Origin of the sequence: Xenorhabdus doucetiae (genome assembly GCF_000968195.1) — a bacterium.
GTDB lineage: Bacteria > Pseudomonadota > Gammaproteobacteria > Enterobacterales > Enterobacteriaceae > Xenorhabdus > Xenorhabdus doucetiae.
This window is the reverse complement of record NZ_FO704550.1, coordinates 2,913,513-2,939,738: the sequence shown is the minus strand read 5'-3', so window position 1 is coordinate 2,939,738 and position 26,226 is coordinate 2,913,513. Positions and strand designations below refer to the sequence as shown.

The 26,226-nt window shown below is 50.5% G+C and carries 13 protein-coding genes; all 13 read left to right on the top strand.

Going from position 1 to position 26,226, the window contains the following annotated elements; translation table 11 throughout:
- The first annotated feature begins 100 nt into the window (after nucleotides 1-100).
- The 13 genes from XDD1_RS12625 (at nucleotide 101) to XDD1_RS12565 (ending at nucleotide 26,215) form a co-directional block, all read left to right on the top strand.
- A complete protein-coding gene (locus XDD1_RS12625; protein WP_045971650.1) occupies nucleotides 101-1,168 on the top strand; it encodes an ABC transporter ATP-binding protein in 1,068 nt (355 codons plus the stop codon).
- Entirely contained in the window at nucleotides 1,165-2,031 is an 867-nt protein-coding gene (locus XDD1_RS12620; protein ID WP_045971648.1) for an ABC transporter permease, read from the top strand. Before XDD1_RS12625 ends, XDD1_RS12620 begins: the two co-directional genes overlap by 4 nt.
- A complete protein-coding gene (locus XDD1_RS12615) occupies nucleotides 2,028-2,864 on the top strand; it encodes an ABC transporter permease (RefSeq protein WP_045971646.1) in 837 nt (278 codons plus the stop codon). Before XDD1_RS12620 ends, XDD1_RS12615 begins: the two co-directional genes overlap by 4 nt.
- Before the next feature lie 21 nt (nucleotides 2,865-2,885).
- The gene (locus tag XDD1_RS12610; protein ID WP_045971644.1) at nucleotides 2,886-3,977 is read left to right on the top strand and encodes an extracellular solute-binding protein; all 1,092 of its coding nucleotides are present in this window, start codon (nucleotides 2,886-2,888) and stop codon (nucleotides 3,975-3,977) included.
- Between the two features lie 139 nt (nucleotides 3,978-4,116).
- Nucleotides 4,117-4,998 carry a cysteine synthase CysM gene (gene cysM / locus XDD1_RS12605; protein WP_045971642.1) on the top strand — a complete coding sequence of 294 codons (882 nt, stop codon included), beginning with the start codon at nucleotides 4,117-4,119 and terminating at the stop codon, nucleotides 4,996-4,998.
- Nucleotides 4,999-5,503: 505 nt separating this feature from the next.
- A complete protein-coding gene (locus XDD1_RS12600) occupies nucleotides 5,504-5,755 on the top strand; it encodes an acyl carrier protein (protein ID WP_045971640.1) in 252 nt (83 codons plus the stop codon).
- Nucleotides 5,748-6,911, top strand: coding sequence for an acyl-CoA dehydrogenase family protein (locus XDD1_RS12595; protein WP_045971638.1), 1,164 nt, complete (start codon nucleotides 5,748-5,750; stop codon nucleotides 6,909-6,911). The genes XDD1_RS12600 and XDD1_RS12595 overlap by 8 nt, the downstream gene beginning before the upstream one ends.
- A gap of 115 nt (nucleotides 6,912-7,026) precedes the next feature.
- On the top strand, nucleotides 7,027-8,655 hold the full coding sequence (locus XDD1_RS12590) for an amino acid adenylation domain-containing protein (protein WP_045971636.1): 1,629 nt from the start codon (nucleotides 7,027-7,029) through the stop codon (nucleotides 8,653-8,655).
- A complete protein-coding gene (locus tag XDD1_RS12585) occupies nucleotides 8,648-13,372 on the top strand; it encodes an AMP-binding protein (protein ID WP_045971634.1) in 4,725 nt (1,574 codons plus the stop codon). The genes XDD1_RS12590 and XDD1_RS12585 overlap by 8 nt, the downstream gene beginning before the upstream one ends.
- A complete protein-coding gene (locus tag XDD1_RS12580; protein WP_045971632.1) occupies nucleotides 13,356-14,594 on the top strand; it encodes an ACP S-malonyltransferase in 1,239 nt (412 codons plus the stop codon). The genes XDD1_RS12585 and XDD1_RS12580 overlap by 17 nt, the downstream gene beginning before the upstream one ends.
- 2 nt (nucleotides 14,595-14,596) lie before the next feature.
- Nucleotides 14,597-18,064 carry an AMP-binding protein gene (locus XDD1_RS12575; protein ID WP_084721030.1) on the top strand — a complete coding sequence of 1,156 codons (3,468 nt, stop codon included), beginning with the start codon at nucleotides 14,597-14,599 and terminating at the stop codon, nucleotides 18,062-18,064.
- On the top strand, nucleotides 18,061-24,696 hold the full coding sequence (locus XDD1_RS12570) for a type I polyketide synthase (RefSeq protein WP_231854409.1): 6,636 nt from the start codon (nucleotides 18,061-18,063) through the stop codon (nucleotides 24,694-24,696). The genes XDD1_RS12575 and XDD1_RS12570 overlap by 4 nt, the downstream gene beginning before the upstream one ends.
- Nucleotides 24,689-26,215, top strand: coding sequence for a serine hydrolase domain-containing protein (locus XDD1_RS12565; RefSeq protein WP_052705704.1), 1,527 nt, complete (start codon nucleotides 24,689-24,691; stop codon nucleotides 26,213-26,215). The genes XDD1_RS12570 and XDD1_RS12565 overlap by 8 nt, the downstream gene beginning before the upstream one ends.
- Nucleotides 26,216-26,226: the final 11 nt, after the last annotated feature.

Sequence of the window (26,226 nt, the reverse complement as noted above, 5' to 3'; positions counted from 1 at the left end):
ACATTTTTCGCTTTAAATGATCCCTGTCACATATCATGGCGTGTTTATCCTGTAGATATAATAACCCTCTTTCACACGGCATACGGCGGGAAATCTGGGTATGGCAAAACTGATGCTGGAACAGGTGAGCAAAAATTTTGGCGGTGTCAGTGTCGCCAGCGACATCTCTTTTTGTGCGGAAGAGGGGGAGTTTGTGACGTTGCTGGGGCCGAGCGGCTGTGGTAAAACCACGCTGTTGAAGCTTATCGGCGGGTTTTATCCGCCAGACAGCGGGCGTATCCTGATCAATGACGAGCTCATAAACCACCTGCCGCCGGAAAAACGCAACACCGCCATGTGCTTTCAATCCTATGCCCTGTTCCCGCACCTCAATGTGGCGCACAACATCTGCTTCGGTCTAAAACAAAAACGGATCGCTGCCAGCGAACAGCACAGCCGACTGACTGCCGTGCTGAAACAGGTAGGTCTGGAAAATCAGCGACTGAGAATGCCCGCCCAGTTGTCCGGCGGCCAGCAACAGCGCGTGGCGCTGGCTCGCGCCATGATCACCCGCCCGGATGTGATCCTGTTTGATGAACCCCTTTCCAATCTGGACGCCCGGCTGCGGGAAAGTGTCCGTTTCGAAATAAAGGCGCTACAGCGCCAGTACCGGCTTACGTCGGTTTATGTTACCCACGATCAGGCAGAGGCGTTGTCCATGTCTGACAGGATCGTGCTGCTCAACGGGGGGCGCGTGGTGCAGATCGGTACGCCGGAGGAGATGTATTACCGTCCGGCGAACCGTTTCGTGGCGGATTTTATCGGCGCAGCCAATATTGATACCGCCCAGGTGACGCCGGCGTCGCAGCCGGGGTATTTCCGGGTACGGTGCCGCTTGGGTGAGTTTTATGTCCGTTCTGTTCAGCCGCCGTGCGCGGCGCACTGTTATATCTGCTGGCGGCCGGAGGATGCGCAGTTAACAGGCAAGGCGCAGACCGGTGATAACCATTTCACCCTGACCCTCGACAAAATGGCGTTTGTGGGCAATTTCACCGAAGCCTGGGGGCATAACGACACCGGGCTGTCAGTACGCTTGCAGTTGCTTAAGAAGCCCCCGGTCGGTCCGGGCGAGCGCGTCGGCTTCCGCCTGCCGGAAGACGCCATTCACTTTTTGGAGTCGGCATCATGAAAAATTGGCGCCAGGATCTGCTGGCTTGGCTGCTGATGCTGAGCGGTCTGGGGACCATTCTGCTGCTGATGGGATCTACCGTTTACGTCATGCTTATGCAGGGAATTGGTTACTTCAACCTGACGGGCGATAGCCATTTCTCGCTGGAATATTGGCGCAACATGTTGCAGGACAACGTGCTGCACCGCGCCCTGTACTACTCGGTGAAAGTGTCGCTGCTGGGAGCGATCGGCGCGGTGCTGTTTGCTTACCCGCTTGCCTTATGGCTGCGCCAGCCACGCACCATGAAAGCAGGCATTATCGCCGTGCTGCGTGCGCCGATGTTTATTCCCGGCCTGGTAGCGGCCTTTCTGTTCGTCAACATCATCGCCTACCATGGTGTTATCAATGAACTGCTGCTGGCGATGGGAATTATTCGCGCGCCCCTGCACTTGCAGAACGACGACTTTGGCTGGGGCGTGGTGATCCTGCAAATCTGGAAGAACCTGCCGTTTGCCCTGATTCTGGTGGGAGGTGCCGTGAACGCCATCCGTCATGATGTTCTGGATGCGGCCCGCAATTTGGGGGCCAGTCGCTGGCGGCGTTTTACCCATGTGGTGGTGCCGCTCACCCTGCCTGCCGTTCAGGTGGCGCTGATTCTGGTGTTTATCGGCGCACTGGGCGACTTTGCTTTCTTTTCAGTGGCTGGGCCGCGCAACACGTATTCACTGGCCCGCCTGATGCAGGCGACCGCCATGGAATACGGCGAATGGAATAATGCGGCGGTGATAGCCGCCATCATGATGGTGACCGCGGCTGTCTGCACCTTGCTGATAACCCTCATTATCACACCGTTTACCACCCGCAAAGGAGAGATCCTATGAATCGCACCGCCCATGGCCGTCTGGTGATCACGATTTCGTTGACTTTCTTTGGGGTGGTTAATCTGGTATGGCTGGGGTTGCCGTTCGGTATGGCGATCCTGTGGTCGCTGGTCGATCCCCAGCATCCGTGGAGTTACCCGGACCTCTTCCCGCCGGTGCTGTCGTTTCACCGCTGGCAACTGGTCTGGGAAAACACCGCGCTGCCTGAAGCATTGTTCAACAGCTATACCCTCGCCCCAGTGGTGGCGGGGGTGAGCCTGCTGCTGTCACTGCCCACGGCCTATGCCTTCGGACGCCTGAACTTTCGTGGGCGGGCTGTGGCGGAGATGCTGACGCTGATCCCGTTGGTGATGCCGGGTATGATCACCGCTATTTTCTTCAGTGCCATGTTGATGAAGCTTAAGATCAGTAACCCGTTCATTGGCATTGTGCTGGGTCATACGGTACTGACCTTGCCCTATTCTATCCGCATTATGTCTGCGGGATTTAAGGCGGTACCGCAGGATTTGATTGACGCCAGCCGTGACCTTGGGGCTGGTTACTGGGGGACGTTCAGTAACGCCTATCTGCCTCTGCTGAAACCGAGTTTCCTGGCTGCACTGATTTTCTGTCTGGTGAAAAGCCTGGAGGAGTTCAGCATCGCCTATGTTCTGGGCGCACCGGATTTTATTACTGTTCCGACCATCCTCTATACCTTCCTCGGCTACGCCTTTGTGCGCCCGGACGCGGCGGTGGTGTCGATGATCCTGGCAATTCCCAGTGTTGTCCTGATGATCATCATCGAGAAGTTGCTGAAGGGCAACTATCTGGCGCAGTCCACGGGTAAGGCCTGACGTTTTACAGGAGCAACTGTGATGAAAAAAATCGTGATAATCCTGATCAGTGGCCTGCTGTTCAGTTCGCTGACATTTGCCGCCGCTGAGATGAACAGCCAGAACTGGGATACGGTGATGGCTCAGGCGAAGCAGGAAGGCCATGTGACTTTCAACGTCTGGTATCTGCAATCCCAGTGGCGCCGCTTCGTGAAGCCCTTTGAACAGCAATACGGCATCAGGGTATCCATTCCTGAAGGTTCTGCGGACGGTATAATGAATAAACTGCTGGCCGAATCCCGTCAGGAGAAGGGTAAAATTGACGTGGTTGCTCTGTCCGTGGGGCAACTCCCCGTGGCGCTCGGTGCAAAGTCGCTCTCTCGGGTAGACGGGGTGCCCGGTTATCCGCACGCGTATCACCAGATCCAGAATGTTGATACGCAGGGGTACGCCGTGGTTTTCTGGGGCAACCAGACCGGGCTGGCTTACGATCCCCAGCAGATGGGAAACACCCCATTGCCGCAGACCCTGAAAGCGCTGCAACGCTTTATCGATGCCCATCCTGGGAAATTTGGCTACAACGACCCGAATAACGGCGGTGCCGGAGACGCGTTCATTCAGCGCGTAGTGACACTGTTGGGCGGCGATTTTGATACCGCCGCCGGGCAGATAGATCCGGCCGTAGTGGCCAACTGGCAGAAAGGCTGGCAGTGGTTCACCGCCAACAAAGAGCGCATTACTCTGACGGCGTCGAGTGCGGACAGTCTGACCCGGTTGAATGACGGCGAACTGATGCTGACACCCGCCTGGGAAGATCATCTGATCGGGCTACAAAAAACCGGGGCCATCACCGCCCGGCTGAAATTCTATATTCCGCAGTTTGGAATGCCCGGCGGGGGAAATCTGGCTGCTATTGCCGCCAATAGCCCCCATCCGGCGGCATCAAGGGTGTTTCTTGACTGGTTGATCCGGGCTGATACCCAGAAAGAACTGAACAGGGTATTTGGCTCGACGCCGATGTATAAGTCGGTTGTCTCGGATGTCAGCCCCCCGGCAACGGCGGTGAAATTTTACGGTAGGGCTTACAGTATGCAACTGAAAAAGGAATTTGTCCGTCAGGTGATGTTGCCATGATGGATGGCTCCACTGGCAACGGGAGATCAGTTTTGGTGAAATTGGCCCCGTTTGCCTTGGATTTTTTGCTTAATGTCTTGCGACGGTTTCCTTAATATGATTATTTGTTTACCCATTCTTATATGAATTAGGTAATGCTGTGGCAAGCTTGGAAGAATTTATCGGTAATACACCGCTGGTAAAATTACAACGAATGACAGAAAACGTTGATGCTGAAATTTGGGTGAAGTTGGAAGGCAATAACCCGGCGGGTTCCGTGAAAGACCGGGCGGCGTTTTCGATGATCCGGCAAGCGGAATTACGCGGAGAAATTGCGCCGGGTGATATTCTGATTGAGGCAACCAGCGGCAATACCGGTATTGCACTGGCGATGATCGCGGCGGTAAAAGGCTATCGCTTAAAATTATTAATGCCTGAAAACATGAGCCTTGAGAGGCAGGCATCAATGCGGGCTTACGGTGCCGAATTAATTTTGGTCAGTAAAGAATTGGGAATGGAAGGTGCACGGGATTTGGCGCAAGAAATGGAGAGAAACGGCGAAGGAAAAGTGCTGGATCAATTTAATAATACGGATAATTCACTGGCTCACTTCAATACCACTGGCCCGGAAATCTGGCGGCAAACCGCAGGGCGGATCACCCATTTTGTTTCCAGTATGGGAACAACAGGCACCATTACCGGAGTGAGCCGCTATCTGAAATCTCAGTCAGACAAAGTGCAAGTGACCGGATTACAACCTGCGGAAAATAGTCATATCCCCGGTATTCGCCGTTGGTCTCCGGCCTATATGCCGGGCATTTATCAGAAGGAGTTGGTGGATCGGGTTTTGGATATCAGTCAAGCGGAAGCGGAAACGACAATGCGTTTATTGGCGCAGAAAGAAGGCATTTTCTGTGGTGTCAGTTCCGGTGGAGCTGTTTCCGGGGCGTTACGCATTGCAGCCGAAAACCCTAGTGCCGTTATTGTCGCGATTATTTGTGATCGTGGTGACCGGTATTTGTCCACCGGCGTTTTTAATTAACACGCCTTTTGTCGTTTTATCTCACCTTTCATATTCCAAGCTGTAGTGTTATGGGTTGCACTATGGCTTGATTGCATAGATCTAATAATGAATCACCATTAATTATATTTTTTAATTAACGGGCGGTTTAATAGAGGAATTTTTAATATCATCTCTTATTTTATCCATATATTAAAAATCTATTTTCTATATTGAATGAATTTTATTTATATCCTCGGTTTAAAGATTATAAAAAAGGAAGGGTATATTACTCTGCGAAACCTTTTTATGAATTTCAATAATTATCTTCTTACTAATAATAATTTAATTAATATTTTATATTATGGAAAAAGCGATGGATTGTTATTAATCTGCGTTGAATTATCTGTTTTTCCAGATGAATATTCTAAGTTTTTATTTTAGGGCGATAATAATCCCGTGCGGTAGCTATGCTTTTTATAAACCATCCAGATAATTATTGCAGACAAAAAAACAAATGAAATTAAGGTTGTAAAGGAAAATCGTGATGAATATATCTGAGCGTAAGAAATTAGTGTCTGAATATCTTTGCAAACTTTCTGGTCAGCAGGATTTAGGTGATAGCATTAATATTTTCGAAACAGGGTTGGTTAACTCTCTGGCTGCTATCCAACTCATCTCCTTTCTAGAAAAAAATTTCAAAATTAAAGTTGAAATTGATGATCTCGATAATGCTAATTTTTCGAGCATTCAAGCGGTTTGCCATTTTTTAGATAAAAAGGTGGTCGCAAATGTTTAATCGTTTTTTATCACCTGTGCAGCAAGAATGGCGACAAACATTTGAGCGATTTTCGGCAACGGAAGTGGCACCTTATGCTGACGAATGGGATTTATCAGAAGCAATACCAGCCAGTGTGGTGCAGCAACTTGCACGTCATGGTTGGTTGGGCGGATTGGCAAAAACAGAAAATGGCGGACTGGGATTTGATGCTACCACATTCGGGTTACTGAATATGGCCATCGGTGCCGGAAGTGGCTCGCTCACTGGTTTGTTGAATGTCCACTCAATGATGTTAAAAACCATCGAGGATTGGGGTTCCCAAGATCAAAAACAACGCTTTTTGTCACCGTTGGTCAAGGGTGAAATTATTGGTGCTTTTGCTCAAACAGAAGTTTCTGCCGGCGGAGATTCTAAAAATCTATCGACCCAGTTTGAAGATCATGGGGATGAGCTGAGTATTAACGGGCAAAAAAGCTGGATTACTTTTGCTCAAATCGCCGATCTCTTTCTGGTATTTGGCAAATATCAGGGGTTGGATACCGCGGTATTGGTTTCTAAGAGCGCCCCCGGCTTAAAAATAACAGCCAAGAAAAATATGTTGGGATTCAAGAGTGCCCATCTGGCGATATTGGATTTCAATGACTGCCGAATTCCCAAGGCCAATATTGTCGGCAAGCCAGGTTTTGGACAAAATCTCATATCTAACAGTGCATTAGACTACGGGCGCATCAGTGTGGCTTGGGCTGCGCTGGGCATACAGCAGGCGGCATTGGCGGCGTCAGTACACAGAGCCAATGCGCGTACTACCTTCGGCACATTGCTTGCGGACCAAGGCATTATTCGTGGCTATTTGGCGGAAATGTCCAGTAGTCTGCTTGCCTCTCAACTTATTTGCTTATCAGCGACAAAAGCGAAAGAAGCCAAGGATGAAGATGCTCTTGAACACATCCTGCAAGCAAAACTTTTTGCCTCACAGGAAGCTGGCGTAGGCGCTGCAAAGGCGGTTCAAATCCACGGCGGTCATGGTTGTGATGAGATAAACGGTATCAGCCGGCTTTATCGGGATGCGAAGATTTTGCAAATTGTAGAAGGAAGCAATGAACTGCAAAAAATGCTGATTGGCAAACAAGTCTGTACTCGGTTCAGTTACAACGCTGCACTGACTCATCCATAAACACATTCCCCATATTTATTATCTGAAAAAAAGCATTTTTGTCTGGCTGACGGGTTTCTATTTGGGTATCACCATTTGGGGATCATAACGCCAGCAACCAGAGGACTTCGGCGTCATGAAAACAGGTCGAATGATTACTGATTATTTTGAAAGCACGGCGAGAGAGAACCCGAATCCGGCGATCCGCTGGGGCAGCGGAAACATTTTATCTTGGGAAGCGTTATACGTAAGAGTACAACGGTTGGCTCATTATCTGCTCAATGAGCGCAATCTGCGTCAGGGGGAATGTGTAGCGATTGGGTTTGAACGCAGCCCTGAGTTTTTGGTGGCAGCATACGCGGTGTTACTGGCTGGTGGTGTTTATTTTCCTGTTGATCTAAAAATCCCGATCGCCCGCCTGACATCTATGTTGACAACGGCTCAATGCCGTATCGTTTTTTGTCATTCCAAACAGGAAAACACAAATCAGAAAAATTTGTTTGCTCAGGCAAATGCTGAATTGGAACAGATTAGCCGTGAGCAACTGGAAGAGATAACCCTGTCGCCACGCTTAGAGAATAAGCATCACAACACGTTTTCGGTCACTATGCCGCCATTGCAAGCGACTGATCCGGCATACTTAATCTTTACTTCCGGTACGACAGGAACGCCCAAAGGCGTATTGGTTAATCATGGCGCGTTCATCAATCGGCTGGAGTGGCATCAGCAACACAGTGGGATAACGGATTCAGATATTATCCTGCAAAGAACAGCGCTGACTTTTGATGTCTCGTTATGGGAAATTTTCTTACCCGCCCTGAATGGTGCGAGCCATTATCTGCTGCAACCGGGAATGGAATCTTTTCCCAGGGCTATTGTGGCGGCATTGGCAAGTGAAAAGATTACGATTGTTCATTTTGTCCCCAGTTTACTCAAGCCCGTCCTGCAAGAACTGCAAGATAGTCATGCGGATATATCCCCGCCGTTGCCGGCTTTGCGTCGGGTATATGTGAGCGGGGAATCGCTGCTTGCCAGTCTGGTCGCGCAATTTCACAGCGTATTTAACCCTCGTGGTTCGTTGGTCAATTGTTCGTTGACCAATTTATATGGCCCGACCGAAGCGGCGATTGATGTCAGTTTTTATGACTGCATAAAAACTTCATCGCATCTCGTTCCCATCGGCAATGCACTCACCGGATGCAAATTGTATCTGGTTGATCCGGACAATCTGGCATTAAAAGCAGGCTCAGGACAAGGTGAAATCGCTATCGGTGGCCTATGTCTGGCTGAAGGTTACTACAACCGACCCGATTTAACCGAGAAAGTGTTTGTTTTTCACCCAGAAATTCAGGAGCGAATTTATCTGACGGGGGATCTTGGCTGGTACGAAAAAGAAACCGGCTTTTTCTGTCAGGGGCGGAAGGATACCCAAGTCAAGCTACGTGGATTGCGGATCGAATTGGGCGAGATCGAGCATCATTTACTTAACTATCCATCCATCACCGAAGCTGTTGCTTGTGTTGTTGCAGACCATGAACAAGTGCAATGGCTGGTTGCGGCTATCGTGGCGGGGCAAGAAGAACTGGACCCACAAGCGATCAGACAATTTCTCTCAGCACAGATGCCGGCTTATATGTTGCCCGCCCGTTATTGGCAGACCCAATATCTGCCCCGATCCAGTTCGGGAAAACTGAACCGGAAAGTGATAGCCCAAAATATGCGGGATCGGTTCTTCAATCAAAATGGTGGTTCACACCATGAATAATAAATCAGTTTTTGACTTAACGCGGTCACAACAAGCCATTTTTAACATGGGTTTGTTTAATCTGTCTGGCCATCAGTTCTACTTGGGGGGCGTAGCGCGCTTGCAGGGGATGATTTCTCTGGAGCGGCTGGTACATGCCGCTGATCGTATCCTCAAGACACACGATGTTTTTCGCATCGGTTTTATTAACGAAATGGAATGGTTCGGTATTCGACACGAACGTCCCCAAACAGAAGTCGAGCAGGTTGATTTCAGCAGGTATTCCGATCCCAAGGCAGCATTTGAACATTGGGCGGAGCGCCAGCTATTGCGGGAAGAAGATTTATCACTCACACCAATACGAATTTTTGCCGTTCGTTTTCAGCAAGATCAATCAGGATGGTTTTTGAAAGCCCATCACGCCGCGATAGACGGAATGGGTTTAACCCTATTGCAGGATGCCTTGATTAAGGCATTGGAACGAGAAGGCACAGATTCGGGTTCAGATACAGAACAGGCAGGAACATCTTTATTCACCTTCACCGCCAGCGCTGAAGAAGAACACCATTACGAACACTCCCGGCGCATAGAAAGAGATGCAGCCTATTGGCAGGCACTTTTTGGGAACAGCACATCCGCCAACACCCGCAACTTATCCTGCCGTTATCCGATAGGGGATTATCGTGGATTAGAGCCGCGATCCATGCGGATAAAAGCAACCGTGACCGAAGCACAAAATCAGCTTTTGTACCGATTCAAAAACCGTGGCGGTTCCATTTTCAGGTTATTTTTTACTGCGGTGGCCTATAGCCAAATGGTGATTGAAGACGGCAATTGTGCGTTATTGCAAGCGCCAATTGTCAATCGTTGGAGCGAAGCGGGGAAACGGTCGGCCTCAATGGGCGTGGCGCCTATTTTGCTGCCAGTGTTTCGGCAAGCAGGGCAGACAGCCGTGGACTGCTATCGAGTCCTGAAAAAGCAGTTACAAAAAGCCATCGTGCATTCACGTTATGCCCCTGCGACCCGTTGGGCGGAGTTGGCATCACCGGACTGGAAACGGATGATCCCGGCTTTTGGGGTTTCCTATCAAACAGGGGAATTTCAAAGAACCGCTGCGGGTGCCGAGATAACCATCGATCATATTCAGGCTGTCGAATCCCTGTTTGCCACTCTCCACATTCATGATCGGTTTGAAAATGGCCGTTTTGTCCTTGAGGCCGATTTCCGCAAAATATGGTCGCCCGAACAATGTCAGGCTTTTTTGTGCACGGTACTTGATCATGCAATAGACATTGCGGTTGAAGTCATGGCGCAAGAAGCCGCCAAGACAGAACCGATAAGCGTCCACTTACTTGAGGCATTTGAATGCTACGCTGACAACGCACTATTTAAGTTAGCCGGGGTTAAGGCAAATGGGGTTAAGGCAAATGGGGTTAAGGAAAATAGCGTTAAGGCAACGGTGAAAACCCGCGATTTGACTTATCGTCAAGGCTTACAGTGGATACACCAGTTCAGTGGGCGATTACGTAGCATACGTAATACGGGGCAGTTGCAGATTGAGCGTAAACCTGTGTTGATTTTGGGGCGGCGCTCCCCTGAAATATTATTGGCTTACCTGACTTGCCTGATTGAAAATGTGACAGTTGTCCCTGTTTGCCCCACAACAACACCGCCGGAGAGATTATTTACCCTCATCCGCAATTCAGGGGCTTCCCTGTGCATCTACACCGAGGCAGATCGCGATCTGGCTGAAACACTGAATTTGCCTTTGCTGAACGTTTCTTTGCAGCAGGAACGTGTTGCTCAGGAAAACATAAAAGTGACGCATCCTGAAATGCAGTCACAGCAAACCGCTTGTCACCCGGCCTATATTCTGTATACCTCCGGCTCGACCGGAGAACCGAAAGGCGTTGTCATCTCGCCCCTTGCATTGGCCAATTACGCCTTGGCAGCCAAAGCGGCCTACGCGGATAAGGCCCCATTTAATATGCCGCTGTTCACCTCTTTTGGCTTTGATTTGACACAGACCGCTATTTTAGTGCCGGTTATGTCCGGGGGATTTATCCAAACTCATGAACAGGACATTCGCGATGATCCTGAATTATTGCGCAATCTTCTCATTGATGAATCATTGACGGGCGTTAAATGTACGCCATCCCATCTTGCCTTATTGATTGAACATGGCCTGAGTTCCGATAGGCAGCATCCGCTGACCTTTATTGTTGGCGGAGAAAATTTGCCGGTTTCATTGGTGAACAAAGCCCTCGATGCCTTACCGTTGGGCAGTAAAATCATCAATGAATATGGGCCAACCGAAGCGACAGTCGGATGCTGTATTTATCCGGTAAGCCGTGATACCAGAAACACAATGACTCCTATCGGCACAGCACTGGGTAAAGCGAAAATCTCGATCAGGGATAGCTGGGGGCAAATGATGCCGCGTGGGTTTAATGGGGAGATTTGGATCGGCGGGCCTATATTGGCGGATGGCTATCTGAATAACCGCACCCAGACAGAAACCCACTTTGTATCCAGCGAGAATGGTCAATATCGTTGGTATCGTACGGGCGATTTGGGGATGCAGGATGAACAGGGCATTTTCCATTGTCTCGGACGCATTGATGATGAGTTCAAAGTGCGCGGGCACCGGATTCATCCGGCGGAAATTGAGAAAGCCGTGGAAGATGTGCTGTTCCAGCTTGGACAAGCAGAGGATCAGGGGCGGCAATTGAAAGCACTGAAACTGGTCATTGATGAAACCGGGGAGATGGCTGGTCATGAAATCATTGCCTTGTGCAGCAGCCAGCCTGTCCCCCATCAACACCATGAATTTCAGGACAGATTAAAAAAGAAACTGGCTGAATCTTGGTTACCGAATGAGTATTGCACTGTGCAGCCCTGGCCGATGAATGCCAATGGTAAAGTGGATATCGCGTCACTGATAGTGGCCGCTAAAGCACAGCGAAAGGCATTGATTGATGCTGCACAGTGCGGTTTACCCGATAAAGCGGCACAAGAAAAACCCAAAAGTTATACCCTTCCGGCCTGGCTGGATGCGGAATTTCTCAAACCGATTTGGCCTTATTCGGTCGATCTGACGGCTTCATTTCTTGAACAAGGGGGAGACTCAATCAAAGCCATTCGCCTTGTCGCATTATTGGCGAAAAAAGGCGTGAGGATCGCTGTCAATACGCTGCTAACACCAACCGCATTGGGGACAATATTGGAAACATCCTGTGCGGAGCAATCCGCAAATATCACAACGGCTTCTTCAACCTTCGCAGAAGAACTCAAAGCGTTAAGCGCAGATGGGTTGCAATATTTACCCAGTGTTCGCTGGTTCCAACATCATCGCTTTAAACATGGTGATCGGTTGCAGCAAGGCGTTGTCCTTGAATTAACCACTTCTTTATCTGCCGGACAAATCAATGCCGCAGTCGTTGCGGTCAAAGCCAGACATAAAATCTTTTCCCTGAGAGCCAACCACGACCTGAGTGAGTGTTATTTTTTGCCTCCCGCACTGGCATTGCACGATACCGAATGGCCGTCACCCGACAGCCGGAAAATATTAGCGCCAGACGAGCGCCTTGAAGACCGGCTTGAGCGATTGCAAGGCGAAGTCTGCCTGTCAACCCGCCCTAGCGTGCATGAGGTGATATTCGATCCGGCTGCCAATAAACACTATTTGATTTGGATCTGCCATCACCTGATTTGCGATGTGCATTCATGGGTTTTCTTATTGGACGAATTGGATCAAGCATTAGGCGCATCGGTCACTGAGGCGAATACCGTTACCGCGATAGCGGCAGAGCAGGGCGTGTTCTTGTGGGGCAAATGGCTTGCAGATAAATGTCTTGAAGATAAATGTCTACAAGAAGATGCGGTTTACGCCGGGGCTTCACTGGCTGACGATACTGAAGATCAGCCAGCCACGGCTCCCGTCACATTCGCCTTGTCAGTGTCCGGCGAGGATTTCAAGTTGATGGAACAAGCCAAAAAAGCCAGTCGACCGCAGTTAATTGTCGCCGCTTTGCTGGAAGTCATACAGGATAACGGCCGCTTATCACAGCAACAGCCCGGTATATTACTGGAAAATCACGGCCGTTTATTCGCGGAAACCCAAATACCCGCCGCCTGGCACTCCGCAATGGCGAATGCCGTGGGCTGGTTCACCGGTTTTCAATGGTTGCAACTTAACCTGACTAACGAACCTTCATTGAGCGTCTTACAGGCGTTGAAAGCACAGTTATATCAAGATAACTCGGATTGGAAAAAACAACTGGGGTTGCATGGCACAGGGGCAAGGCCCCTGATTTGCATCAACGATATTGGTTTTGGTCTGGGCAATAACGAGGCGTGGCAGCATATTAACTTAGTTCAGTCTCTCTCAGGTGGCTTTCGTCATCCCGATGAAAAGAGCAGCGCTGATTTCGACATCCTCATTTACGATTGCCGAGAATCAAGCTCTGTTTTTATTGAACTGAGATTGGGGACGGGGGGAAATGCCGATGATGCCCTGAATTATTTAACCCAGTTAGATAACCGGCTATCAGCATGGAGCCATACCTGTCCCGGTATCAGTCTGGATGAGCCATACGATGAGCAATCTGTTCCTCTTGTTCATCGCCAAGAACGAACCCTGATCCCTGCGGATTTTCCCCTTTGTCAGCTCTCACAATCGGAGCTCGATTTCATTATTTCTGGATTTCTGGAGCCTCAGAATGAGAACCGCTATTGACTCAGCCAAGACCGTATTTTTATTTCCCGGCGTGGGCGCGCAGCAACCGGATATGTTTGCTGAGTTCAAGCAATACCCCGAATATCGGGCATGTTTGAACGAAGTCTCAGAACTGTCACACGTTGATCTATTTGCGGTCATCCACGGCGAACGCCGTGACATGTTAAAACAAGTACGTGTTGCACAATTAGCGCTTATGGCAACCACAATCGCGATTGCCGATATATTGCGCCTGCGTTGTGGGCTGGTTGCTGAATTTATGATGGGACACAGTTTAGGGCAGTATCCCGCACTCTGTTCTGCCGGCTATCTGGATTTGGCCACATTGACACATGTGGTCAATATTCGTTCCGAAGTGGTCGCCACCTGTGCACGACATTATCAGCAAGGGGATATGTGTTGGGTTTTACACGTTCCCGCCGAAGTCGTGGTGCAGGAAGTGGATAAAGCCCGTCTTGATGAGGGGATTGCAATATATGTATCCGCGATAGATGCGTTTGATCAGGTAACCCTTTCCGGTGAGATGGCGGATATCCGGCGTTTTGCGCCACGCATGGAGGCATTGGGGGGATTACTGTATCCGTTGAAAATTGGCGGGCCTTTTCATTCGCCTTTAATGGCTGAGGCGAAAGAAAAATTGGACACGTTGCTGGATTTCCTGCCGCAGCCCGATCAGCAAAATCCGCGGTTATCCCGCTTGGTGTGTAATGTCAGTGGTACGGAGTTGCCCGCAGAGCAGTTGAGATCGTCGATTTTGCAGCACCTTATCTCTCCGGTGCAGTGGTTACCGAGCTTACAATATGTTGCACAAAACGGCGTGACCCGTTATTTGGAGATTTCCCCCAAAAACGTGTTGAGTTACCTCACCCAGCGCTCTGGCTTACCCATGCTTTCCCTGTGGGAACCGGCTGAGATGTTGACATCCATACAGGAATTCAGTACCCAAGAACACTGGTTGGCGCAGTTTTTCAGATATTGTTGCCGCCATCTTTACAGTTTGAGATTGCCGGATATTGCTGATCCCAGTGCGTTAGCACAATTGCACCGCATTCGGGAAAAAGCCAAACAAACGATCAGTGGCTCACATCTGAACCTTGAAGAGAGTGATTCTCTCTATCAACTCACCCGACAATGGCTGGCAATTATTGAGGCGAGTGGAAACCGCGCCTTTTTTACGGAGAAAGCAAAACTACAGAGTCTCTTTGATGCGGTGAGGCGTTAATTATGGCGGACTTTAAGCACGATCCCAGTGAACGTAATGCTATTGCTGCACATCATTCCAGTGAAAATCCGGTTGAAGAGCTGCTACAGGCGACGCCACAGGCGAAAGGGTTATTGTTTCATGCTTTAAAAGATGGCAACAGCGCCTACCATATTGGTGTGGCATTCAGCGTGCAAGCCGATGTCGAGAAAGAAGATATTTTCAACGTGTGGCGACAGATACAGGCATCTCAACCTGCCTTGCGATCGGTCTTTGTCTGGCAAGGTGTTAGGGTTCCCCATCAGGTTATCTACACATTGCCGCGTATTACGCTGGAGTATATCTGCATTGATTCAACCCATGTCATATCGTCAGCAAAACATTCATCAACAAAACATTCATCAACAAAACAAGCATCCATTAACCCGCAAGCGCTTGACTGGCTGGCACAATCGAAAGCAACGCCATTTGCCCTGAACCGTGAAGTATTTCGTATTGTGGTTTACCACGATATTCACGCTGCAACATTAAATATTGCGTGCTCTTTTCATCATATTCTGATGGATGGCTGGAGTAGTTCGTTACTGATTTCCCTATGGTTGCAAGGATTGCGTAAGCAAAAAATAGTGCCTTTGGCCGCACGTTTGTACGCGCAGCAACTTTGGCGGGGATTAAGCCAGGAAGAGCAGGCATTCAGCCGCGAATATTGGCGAAAAACATGGCAACAGTTGCCCGACGGAGAAGATTCAGCGACAACAAAACTGTTGGCCGAACCTTGGTTCCGTTCTGCTGGATATGTGACGGATGAAGCGAAGCGTCACGGCAGGATAACGGCAAACAGGGTGTGGAATGCGCAACGCAAGGCCGCAATAGAAACACGATGCCGTCAGGCCGGCGTGACGCCGGCAAGTTTCATTTACCTATGTTGGGCATTGACATTAGCCAAATTAACCTTCCAAAAAACCGTGGCGTTTGGTTGCACATTTTCAGGCCGGGGCGCGGCACTCGCACAAGAGGGTGATAACCCACCGCTGGGATTATTTATCAATACCGTGCCACTGTGTTTGGTGCTTGATGGTCAATGGAATCTGCACGCTGCATTGCGGGCTGTTTTCCAGACTTTGCAACAGGCTCAGCGCCATGAAAAAACACCGCCCCTCATCATCAGGGAAGCAACGGGCATCCATGATGAACTGTATGATTCGATTGTCGTTTTCGATAATTATCCCATTGATAGCACATTGCAAGATCCCCGTTACGAGGCATTTCTGACCGATCTACACAGTGAAGAAACCACGCATTTTGGTTTGACATTAAGCGTGTCTGGCGTGGAGCAGTGGCGTGTTGAGTTAAGCACGGGAGAAACTTACCGGGGCGATCCTGCTGCAATCACAGTGGCACTTAACGTATTTGAATCATTGGCGACTGACTTGCTTGAACATGCAGCGGATAGTCCGATTGGCGCGCGGGTATTCAGCCTGGGTTCAGGCCAGACTTCTTTGGTGATGGGAGAATTAAAGGAACAGCATCCCGATATCAATGAATTTTTATCTCGTATTTATCATCGGCTTGAACAATATCCGCAAAAAATCAGCCTGATCGATAATCAGAACCGGATTAGCAATGGTGAATTATTGCGGGGTATCGGGGTTTTGCAGGGGCATCTGCGGCAAGCGGGTTTTATTCCGGGAGATCGGGTTGCCGTTCATCTCGAAAAAGGATTGTTATCCACCCAAGCCATATTGGCCATTGTATTCAGTGGCGGCAGTTACTTCTATCTCAATCCCAAAGATCCGCTGCAACGTAAAAAAAGCCTGCTGGCGTTGGCAGGTTGCAGCATTATTTTATGCCATACGGAGTTATATCATGCGGTGCTAAGTGAGGGCGTTAGTGAGAATGAACACTATTTTGGGTCGAATGTTTTTGGGCCGAATATTTTGTGGCTGAATATTGCATCGTTAACGGACTCATCGCTAAATACCGCTCCCGTATTGTACCGTCAGCGGCGGCCTGAAGCGGAGTTTTACTTTATTTTCACCTCAGGAACGACCGGCACCCCCAAAGGGATATCCATTCGTAACGAATCGGTGGCAAATTTGCTGGATTGGTTCTTGCCAGAAACGAACCTGACCTCCTCAGATCGGATACTGGGATTGACTGACCTGAATTTCGATCCCAGTGTAGAAGATCTGTTTGCCAGTCTGGTGGCCGGTGCAACGCTGATTTACCCCTCTCCCAACGTGTTGCTGGAAAGACAGGCATTTATTGAGCTATTGCAGAATGAGTCCATTACACTCATCAACTTTATTCCGGGAGCCATCGCACAGCTTATTCAGGATGCCCCGTTCTTTCCTGCCATGCGATTATGGATATTCGGCGGTGAAGAGTTACCGAAACACCTCAAGGATGATTTGTTGCGGCAGGGCTATGCTGTCAGCAACCATTATGGCCCTAGCGAGACAACGGTAGATTGCCTTACCGCCAAACAGTCCTTGACAACAGACGTCTCCATTGGCTGGCCAATTCAAAATGTGATTGCCTATTGTGCAGATGTCTTCGGCAACCCCCTGCCCGCAGGTATTCGCGGTGAACTGTGGGTAGCAGGGCGGGCGGTTGCTTATGGCTACGCCACTAATCCGGTCGAATCCGCCAAATATTTTGTCCATGCCGAAGGCATTATTGAATATCCGAATCTGACCCAATCTTTCTATCGCACAGGTGATGCGGTGATTTTTTCTCGTGAATCTGGTTTTCGCTATCTGGGGCGAATCGATGATCAGGTGAAAGTCAACGGTGTTCGTATCGAACCACGAGAATTGGAATTGACGGTCGAAATGTTAGAACAAGTTAAAGCCTGCTATTTGTTGCCCGCGATGCAGGCAGGCAAACGTCAATGGCATCTTTTTGTGGATAGCGCGGGATCACCGGCCATGCTGGAGCCTCGTATAAGAGAACATATTCGCCGGCATTTTCCCGAATCATGGAATCCGGCACTGATTGTGGTGGTGGATGGTTTTGCACGCACGATGACGGGCAAGGTTGATCGTAAGCGCCTGCAAACTATTGCGCTTGAGTGGCAACAAAAACAAGCGGTAAAACAGCATGTGCCGTTAACTGATCCTGTCGAAGTCCAGGTTCAAGCCATCTGGAATGACGTACTGGAAAACCAGATTGTCGCTACCGACGTCAATTTCTTTGATGCGGGGGGTGACTCAATCAAGATCATTGCCCTGCAATCCCGAATGCAGCAGGCATTCAATCAGGACGTAGGCATTGCCGTCTTATTTGAACACCCGACGATCGCCTCTTTTGCCGGCTGGATAAAACAGCGTCAGGTTTCGCCCGAATATGCTGAATATGCAAACCATGCCGAGGCGGTACAGGCGGGTTACGGCAAGCCGTCATCCCAAGAATCCATTTTGTCATCGAGCCGACACGGTAAAAACCGGCTGGCGGATCGGCGGCGTAAAGCAAAAGGAAGTTCAGCATGATGAAGCGTGAATACAGCGGAAATGAAGTCGCGATTATTGGCATTTCCTGCCGATTTCCCCATAGCCCCGATTGGCAACGTTTTTGGCAAAACTTACTGGCAGGGCGGGAATTGGTATCGTTTTTCTCACGGGAAGAGCTGTTGGCTGCCGGCATTCCCCCCGAACGGATTGATCAACCCAATTATGTGCCTGCCAAAGCCGCGCTTGAAGATGTTGAATGTTTTGATTACCGCTTTTTCGGTTACTCGAAACGGGAAGCGAGAAAAATGGACCCGCAGCTTCGGATACTGCATGAAGTCAGTTTTAACGCCTTTCTTGATGCGGGCATTTCTCCCGGTAATTCACCGCTAAATGCCGGTGTGTTTATCGGTTCCACCTTGAACCTGACCCGATTGGCACAATTCACGGCAGCGGATCAGGATATTGCGGAAATATTCGATGTCAGTAATTACAACGATCCGGCTTCATTCGCCGCACAAATCGCCTATCGCATGAAATTGAACGGGCCGGCAGTCCACGTGCAAACGGCCTGTTCGACTTCATTGTCTGCCGTGCACTTAGCGTGTAAAGCGTTACTGGCGGGAGAGTGCACCATGGCATTAGCGGGTGGGGCCTGCATTACTGATCCTGTGGCGGGAGGTTATTTACATCAGGACGGTATGATCCTCTCGCCTGATGGACACTGTAAAACTTTTGCCGCCGATGGGCAGGGCACCGTGAATGGTAATGGCGTTGCGGTCGTGCTGTTAAAACTGCTGGACGATGCGATAGCGGAGGGTGATCCCATTCATGCGGTGATCGTCGAATCTGGCATGAACAATGACGGCGACAGAAAAGTCAGTTTTGAAGCCCCCAGTGTTCAGGGACAAGCAGACGTCATCGCGCAGGTTTATCGCTTGGCAGATATTCCATTTTCGAGTCTGGGCATGATTGAAGCGCATGGCACTGCGACGGTATTGGGTGATCCTATTGAGATTCAGGCGCTGAACAAAGTTGCCCAGACGCTGTTGTCACCGGACGAATTGACCCCATTCCGTTGTGCCGTGGGAAGTGTCAAATCCAATATGGGGCATCTGGATGCGGCGGCGGGTATCGCCGGACTGATCAAAGCGGCGTTAAGTGTCCGTTTTGGTGTCATTCCGCCTTCTCTGCATTTCAATCAGCCCAATCCCCATCTGGAGCTGGATCGTACCCCTTTCTGGGTGCCGACTCAGGCCGTCAACTGGCCGCAACAGCAGAAGATCCGGCGAGCCGGGGTCAGCTCATTCGGCATTGGGGGAACCAATGTTCACGTATTGCTTGAACAGCCACCGGAACCGGATCGTGAAGAGACGGGGATGGCAGAGAGCCGTCTGCCGATGCACATATTGCCCCTTTCCGCCAATTCACCGTTGGCGCTGGCGAAATTAACGGCAGCGTATGCAAACCATCTTCGTGTGGTTCAAGGTATTGTTCAAGGTATTGCTCAAGGTACTGTTCAAACCAGTTCAGGCCAGATCCCCGCGTCGGATTTAGCCGCCATCGCCCGTCAATTGCAGGAAAATCGCGCCACCTATCCCAGCCGGGCGGCTTTTGTCACGTCAAGTTACGACGACTGGAAACAGCAGCTTGATCATTGGTCATTGATGGAGGGGGCTTGCACCGCGATGGAGGAGCAGGTTTGGCTATTTCCGGGGCAGGGTTCGCAACTGCCAGAAATGGGATTGCATCTTGCGGCCGCCTATCCAGAATTCGGGGATATCTATCTGGGATTGCTGGATAAAGCGGCCGGCTTGCTGTCCACTGACAGAGCAACCCTCATCAAATGGATCAAACAGCCTGAAACACTGTCAACTTATCGCCTCCAGCCACTTTTATATGCTTCGCAGGCGGCATTGGGCGTTTGGTTGCAACGGCTTGGCTGCCGACCCGCGGCCTTGTGTGGATTTAGCTTAGGGGAGTTTGCGGCGGCGGCAATGGCTGGCGTATTTAGTCTTGATGAGGGGATGGAATTAGTGATCGCCCGTGCCAGACTGATGGATGCCATGCCAAAAGGGGCGGTGTTTGCCGCCAGCCAGCGAACCGGCAAAAAAGCGTTCGATGGCCATTTTCCGGCCATATTATGGTGCATATCGGAACTCAGCCCAAAAACCTGGACGTTGGCCACCGAAGAGGGGTTGGTTGCAGAAGCGGAGAACTGGTTAACGCAGCAAGGCTTCACGTTTAAGCGAGTGGCGGTATCCCACGCTTTTCACACCCCAATGGTTGACGTCGCCGCAAAAGCGTTTGGGGCATTGCTGAAAAATTATCATCTTAAGCCCGCACAGTGCGCAATTTATTCAACGGCATTGGGACGGAAAATATGGGCTGATGAGATGTGTGATCCCCAATATTGGGTCAGGCAAATGTTATCCCCCGTGCAATTTGGTGCTGCGTTGCAACAAATGGAACAGGATCATCCGGTCTCACTCTTGGCGCAAATTGGCACCGGCATGGATTTGCTACAACATGCGCGTAAATGGCTGCAACTGAATGTCGAAAGGATAAGCCCGACACTAGGGGCACAAGGTGCCGATCACGAAGTGAAATCGACATTGCAGTTTATTGCCAAGGTCTGGGCACGGGGTGGCGAGATTGAATGGTCAAAGGTTCATCCTCAACCGCAGATTGCCGGCCGGAAAATTCATTTACCGGGCCATGCGTTTGAACGGACGATTTGTCTGCCACAAGCCTCCGTTGCGCCACTGAATTCCGCTGCAAAAACCACCGTGACACCGACACTTTCATCGCTATTTTTCGGTTCACATTATTATGGATTTGACTGGGAAAGCGCCGATATCCCGACGGTGGGAAATCAGCGTAAACCGGGATCTGCGCCAACGACATGGATAATTTGCCCGCAGGTGACAGCCAGAGAGCAGCGTCTGGTTGAGGCGTTGGCAATCAATCGCACTGAATTGCAGTTTAGTGAACTCACCCTTGCCAACATTAACCTCTCTCAGCCTGATTTTTCGAATATCTACACGGTGTTATCAGCTTGGCTGATACAAGAGAGACCGGCGTCGGCAGAGATAGACGTGATGATTACCGGGTTGTTGGAGGATTTGAACGCGCAACAGACCCAATTCTGGGCATTCTGGCTGCCGACGGCGCTGGCAAGGTGGAGTGCAACACAAAATCCTGTACCGAAAATGCGCCTGTTTTTCCCTGCCAGACAGATGGTGGCATGGGATGACAGCGAAACGCTGAATGCTGAAAAGCACCAACTTCAGGGACCATTACTGATCTTGCCGGAAGAGTATCCCCATATCTCTACGCTTTGCATCGATTTTAAACATGCAGATGCGGAAACGCTCGCTCGTGGATTGCAGCCGTGGAGAGAACAAGAGTGGCAAGGTGGCCGGTTTTATTGCTTCCGTCAGGATAATTATGGAAAAGACAACTTCTGGCAACGCCGGATGACTTCACGTGTGCAAAAACGGGCAGTGCCCGATAAATTGCCGAACATCAGCCGCAACAGTTGGGTCTTAATCACGGGAGCGAACGGCGGCATGGGCGCAGCAATTGCGGAATATTTGGCCCGTGTTTATCACTGCAATCTGTTATTGCTGGTGCGCCAGACTGTGCCAACAATGCTGCAATGGGCCTTGGATCTTGAAGCTAAAGGGAGTCACATCGAATTTATCCATGCGGATTTGGGAGATAGCTCATCGCTGGAGAAGGCTTTTGCACCGGTATTTCAATTGGCTGCGCGCGGTGTTGGGATCGATTATGTCTTCCACACAGCCGGACGAGGTGAAGGCGCCATGTTGCAAATGCGTTCAGAGGCAGAATCCCTCGCGACATTGGCTCCCAAAGTCACCGGAACCCGCTTCCTCTGCGATAACCTGCATCGCTTGGGAAATCCGGCGCTATTGCTGTTTTCCAGTCTGGGTAATTTATTGCCGAAAGAGAAAGTCGGCCAGATTGCTTACGTTGCGGCCAACGCCTGTCTGGAGTCCTATGCAGAACAGGTTCGTAACAAAGGCGGCAAAGCACTGGCGATTGCGTGGGATGATTGGGCACAATCCGGTATGGCAACCCGTTCGGCTCAACAACTGGATCATGCAATCCAACAGGCAGAGAAAACAAGGAGAAGCGAAACATCGGCGATTGGGGTATCCAACATTCCGCTATGGCGGCACCGATTAAGCGCCAAAACGGATTGGTGGCTCGACGAACATCGGATCGATGAATCGACCAGCGTAATGCCTGCGATGGGGATGGTTGTGCTGGCGCACCGCGCTGCCAGGGCATTACGCTCCGAAGCGTCGGGCGCTTTCTCATTACAGGGGATCACCATTGAGAAACCATTGGTTGTGGTTGACGGAAATGATCGGGATATCGCCATCATGTTTGCGGACGCCCTGGATACCTTTGAAATCTTTTCGGGGCAGGGTGAATTTTCCCGTGCTACCTGGGTGAAACATGCGAGTGGCAAAGTCGTTGCCCGTAACGACCAAGTTATCCCCTCTGATAAATCGCTTCCGACCCAGATCATTCAGAACCTGTTCAGCGCCACGGATAATCGGGGGGTCAGTCCAAAGGCGGCACTGACCTTTGGCCCTCGCTGGCAAAATGTTATCTCTGTCGATCGAACTGCGTCCAATGAGGTACTCAACCTATTGCAGCTTCCCGCCGCTTATCAGGGAGAAGCAGAAAACGCCGGCCTGCATGTTGCGCTATTGGATACTGCGACCCTGATTGCCTCCCCGGAAGATGAAGACGTGCAATTTGCACCGGTTTCAATCGGTGGTTTTACCCAATTTGCCCCTATGTGTGATCGGGTGAAAAGCCATGTTCAGATACAGGCAATCGGCACCAGCAGGTTGTTGCAGGTAACCCTTTATTCAGAAACGGGCAATTTGCTGGTCGTGATAAATGATCTGCTATTGGTCGATGCCACCACGGCATTGGATAACCAAACAGAGCCGATGCAGGGTGCCGGAGACGCTGAAATTGAGCAGGGTGAGGCCGGGTTACACCGTGTTATGCGCTTGCATAACGATGGTTCAGGCGGAGCCAACTTTACCTTTATTTCACAGTTTGAGGCGCGTAAAACTTTAGGCCCTCACGATGTCGAAATTCAGGTCAAAGCGGCGGGAGTCAATTTCAAGGATGTGTTAATCGCACTTGGCGTACTGCCGGCGCCTGTCGATCCGGCAATGACTTTTGGGCAAGAAGCCGCGGGCAGGGTGACTCGTATTGGATCAGAGGTCACGGATATCCGGGTCGGCGATCGGGTGATGTGTGCCGGACATAGCTGTCTGGCGGAATATGTGGTGATGCCACGGCAGGTTGTTGCCCCTATCCCGCCGATCTTGGGTTTCCAACAAGCGGCGGGTATTCCGGTTGCCTTTACGACCGCTTGGATCGCCTTGAAACATGCCGCCAATTTGAAAAAGGGGCAACGTATCCTGATTCATTCCGCCGCGAGTGGCGTCGGTATGGCGGCCATGCAAATTGCCCGGTATCTGGGTGCCCAAGTCTGGGTCACGGCAGGCAGTGAAGAGAAACGCCGGTGGCTGCTGAATATGGGAGCACAAGGTGCAGCGAACTCCAGAACACGTGAGTTCGGCGAGGTTTTCCGTCGTGAATTGGGAGAGCGGCCTTTTGATGTCATTCTCAACGCATTGGCGGGTGAGCTGCTGGAGGAAAGCTTATCCCTGTTGGCACCGCAGGGTCGATTCCTGGAGTTGGGTTTACGAGATATTTTGCAAAACCGGCAACTGGGACTTGAGATTTTCGCCGCAGGTGGCAGTTTCCATGCCATACAAGCCGGGGCGGAACATCCTGCCTATCAGGAGGCATGGGCTGAAATAACAACACTGTTCGCACAGGAAATTCTTAAGCCTTTGCCCACGAAAGCGTATCCCGCCCAAGCGATTTCTGACGCCTTTCAGTATATGGCGCAAGGAAAGCACACCGGCAAGATAGTCATTGTCATGGAGGAGCGCAGCAAGGCACTCAGCTTTGTGGAGAAATTGCAGGCAGAAGGTCTGTCCAATACCGAAGGTACGCAAATTGCGCTGGTCATGGCGGCGTTGGTTGAACAAACGCCTTTGTCCTATGTGGCTGTTTCCAAACTTCCCGTGGGTTCTGTTCTGGAAAAACAACAACATACCCAGCAGATGTTGTTCAGTAGCCGTTCAACACTGGATACGTTGGATACCGTCAATGATGCCGCGAGTTCATCGTTGATCGGCGCAAATGCGCAGGTGTTGCTTCAGGCGATGCGCTCCATGTTGGCCGGTTTTTTGGGCATTGAAGATTTGGATGTGGATGCCAGCTTTTTCACTTTAGGGGCAACCTCTCTGGATCTGATTCAATTTGCCAAGCGACTGGAACAGCGCTTGGAACGGGATATTCCGGTGGCATTGCTGTTTAAGGCAGCCTCCTTGCGGGAGTTGAGCAAGGAACTGGCTCCGGCACGATCTGTTGAGCAACAATTTATTGAGCAACAAGCTGTTGAACAAGAATCTGCTGAAAAAGAGTCTGTTGCCGAGGGATCAGACGCGTCGCAATCCGCGTTGGGGGATAAGCGACGTACTTTGCAGACGCGGCGTAAATTGCGTGATACCGCAACAGGACAGGAGAAAGGCACCCATGAGTGACGTCAACCGTGTCCGCAGGCGCGTTTTTTCTACTGTCATCGGATTTGCCTTGCTGGTGGGAATATTTCCGCCAGTGGATGCAATAATAAAAGGGGATGCAATAAAACCAGTCAGTCAGGAACCTCAGACGAAGCTGGAAAAGGTGGTCAATGAAATACCTCGTCGTTGGGATATCGGGCAGGTGCCCAGCGCGGGATTAACGATTGTGGCCGGCGACCAAAGCATGGTGTTACGCTTGGGCAAGGCGGAGAAGGGAATGTTTGAACTGGCTTCCACCAGCAAAGCCTTTACCGGGTTGTTAATCGCCTTGCTTGAGCAGGAGCAGCGACTTAAGCGCGAAGATGCGATTACGGACTGGATACCTGAGTTGGCAGAACATCCCCAAATGGGTTATTCCGCCGTTCAGATCCAAGACCTGTTATCCCATCGTAGTGGTATTGCAGAAAATACGATTGACCTGCTGCGCCCGAATACGGCTCCTGATGCGTTATCACACTTGCCGGCACTGTTAAAGAATGTGCCTTTAGCCTATCCCGTCGGAACTCAGGAAGAGTACGCCACATTGAATTACAGCTTGTTGGGTCTGGTGGCTGAACGGGCGACGGGTAAACCATTTTCCGTGTTATTGAAGGAAAAAGTTTTTCAGCCTTTAGGGATGAAGCACACCTTTGTGGAGGAGCGTATTTCAGGGGAACGTACCACAAAGCTGCTTATTCCGGGCTATAAAATCAGTTTTATGGTTGCCCGGCCCTATGATGCACCGCGTTACCTGCAAAATACACCAGCCGGTTATGTACTCAGCACCCCAGAGGATATGGCTATCTGGCTGCAATTTTTACTGCATAAATTGTCGCCGCATCATTCGCTGTCTGCACTGTATGCCGCACTGGCGCAGGTACAGCGCCCTCACGCGCAGGAGAGGGATGACGGGTACGCTTACGGTTGGGATGTTGCAACCGATCAAACCACGTACTGGAGCCATCCGGGGCAAAACCCCAATGCGGCGGCTTATGTTGCGTTTGATCCGCAGGCAGGCGTCGGGATTGCCTTGTTGGGGAACAGTAACAGCCCGCAGGTTATGGAACTGGGCAGGTCAATATTCCACTATTTGCGCGGCGCTTCCGGGCAAATGATGCCGGAACGTTTTGCCACCGATGTGAATGATGGCATGTTCACCGTGGCCGCCACTATTTTCTGGTTGGTGGGCGCACTATTGCTGTTAGCCGTTATCTATAAACGAAAATCGGGGAGAAAGAATCTCGGCAAATCCTTCCCCATAACATTTTTCCTCATAACATTTATAGTGCTGAATACGCTGCTGATATCGGTACTGGCAATGTCACCCGCAGGGTTTTTGGCATGGAGTTGGCCAAATTTACTCGTTTGGGGGCCTGTAAGCCTGCCTGTCGCGGCGGTGGGGCTGATTTTCTTTGCCAATACGATCAATCTCTTCTTCAACCTTTTCTGCTTCAAGCCGCTCTTTTTCCGTTCCGTGAAAGTTCCGTCCCGTAAAAGCTAATAGCCAATATT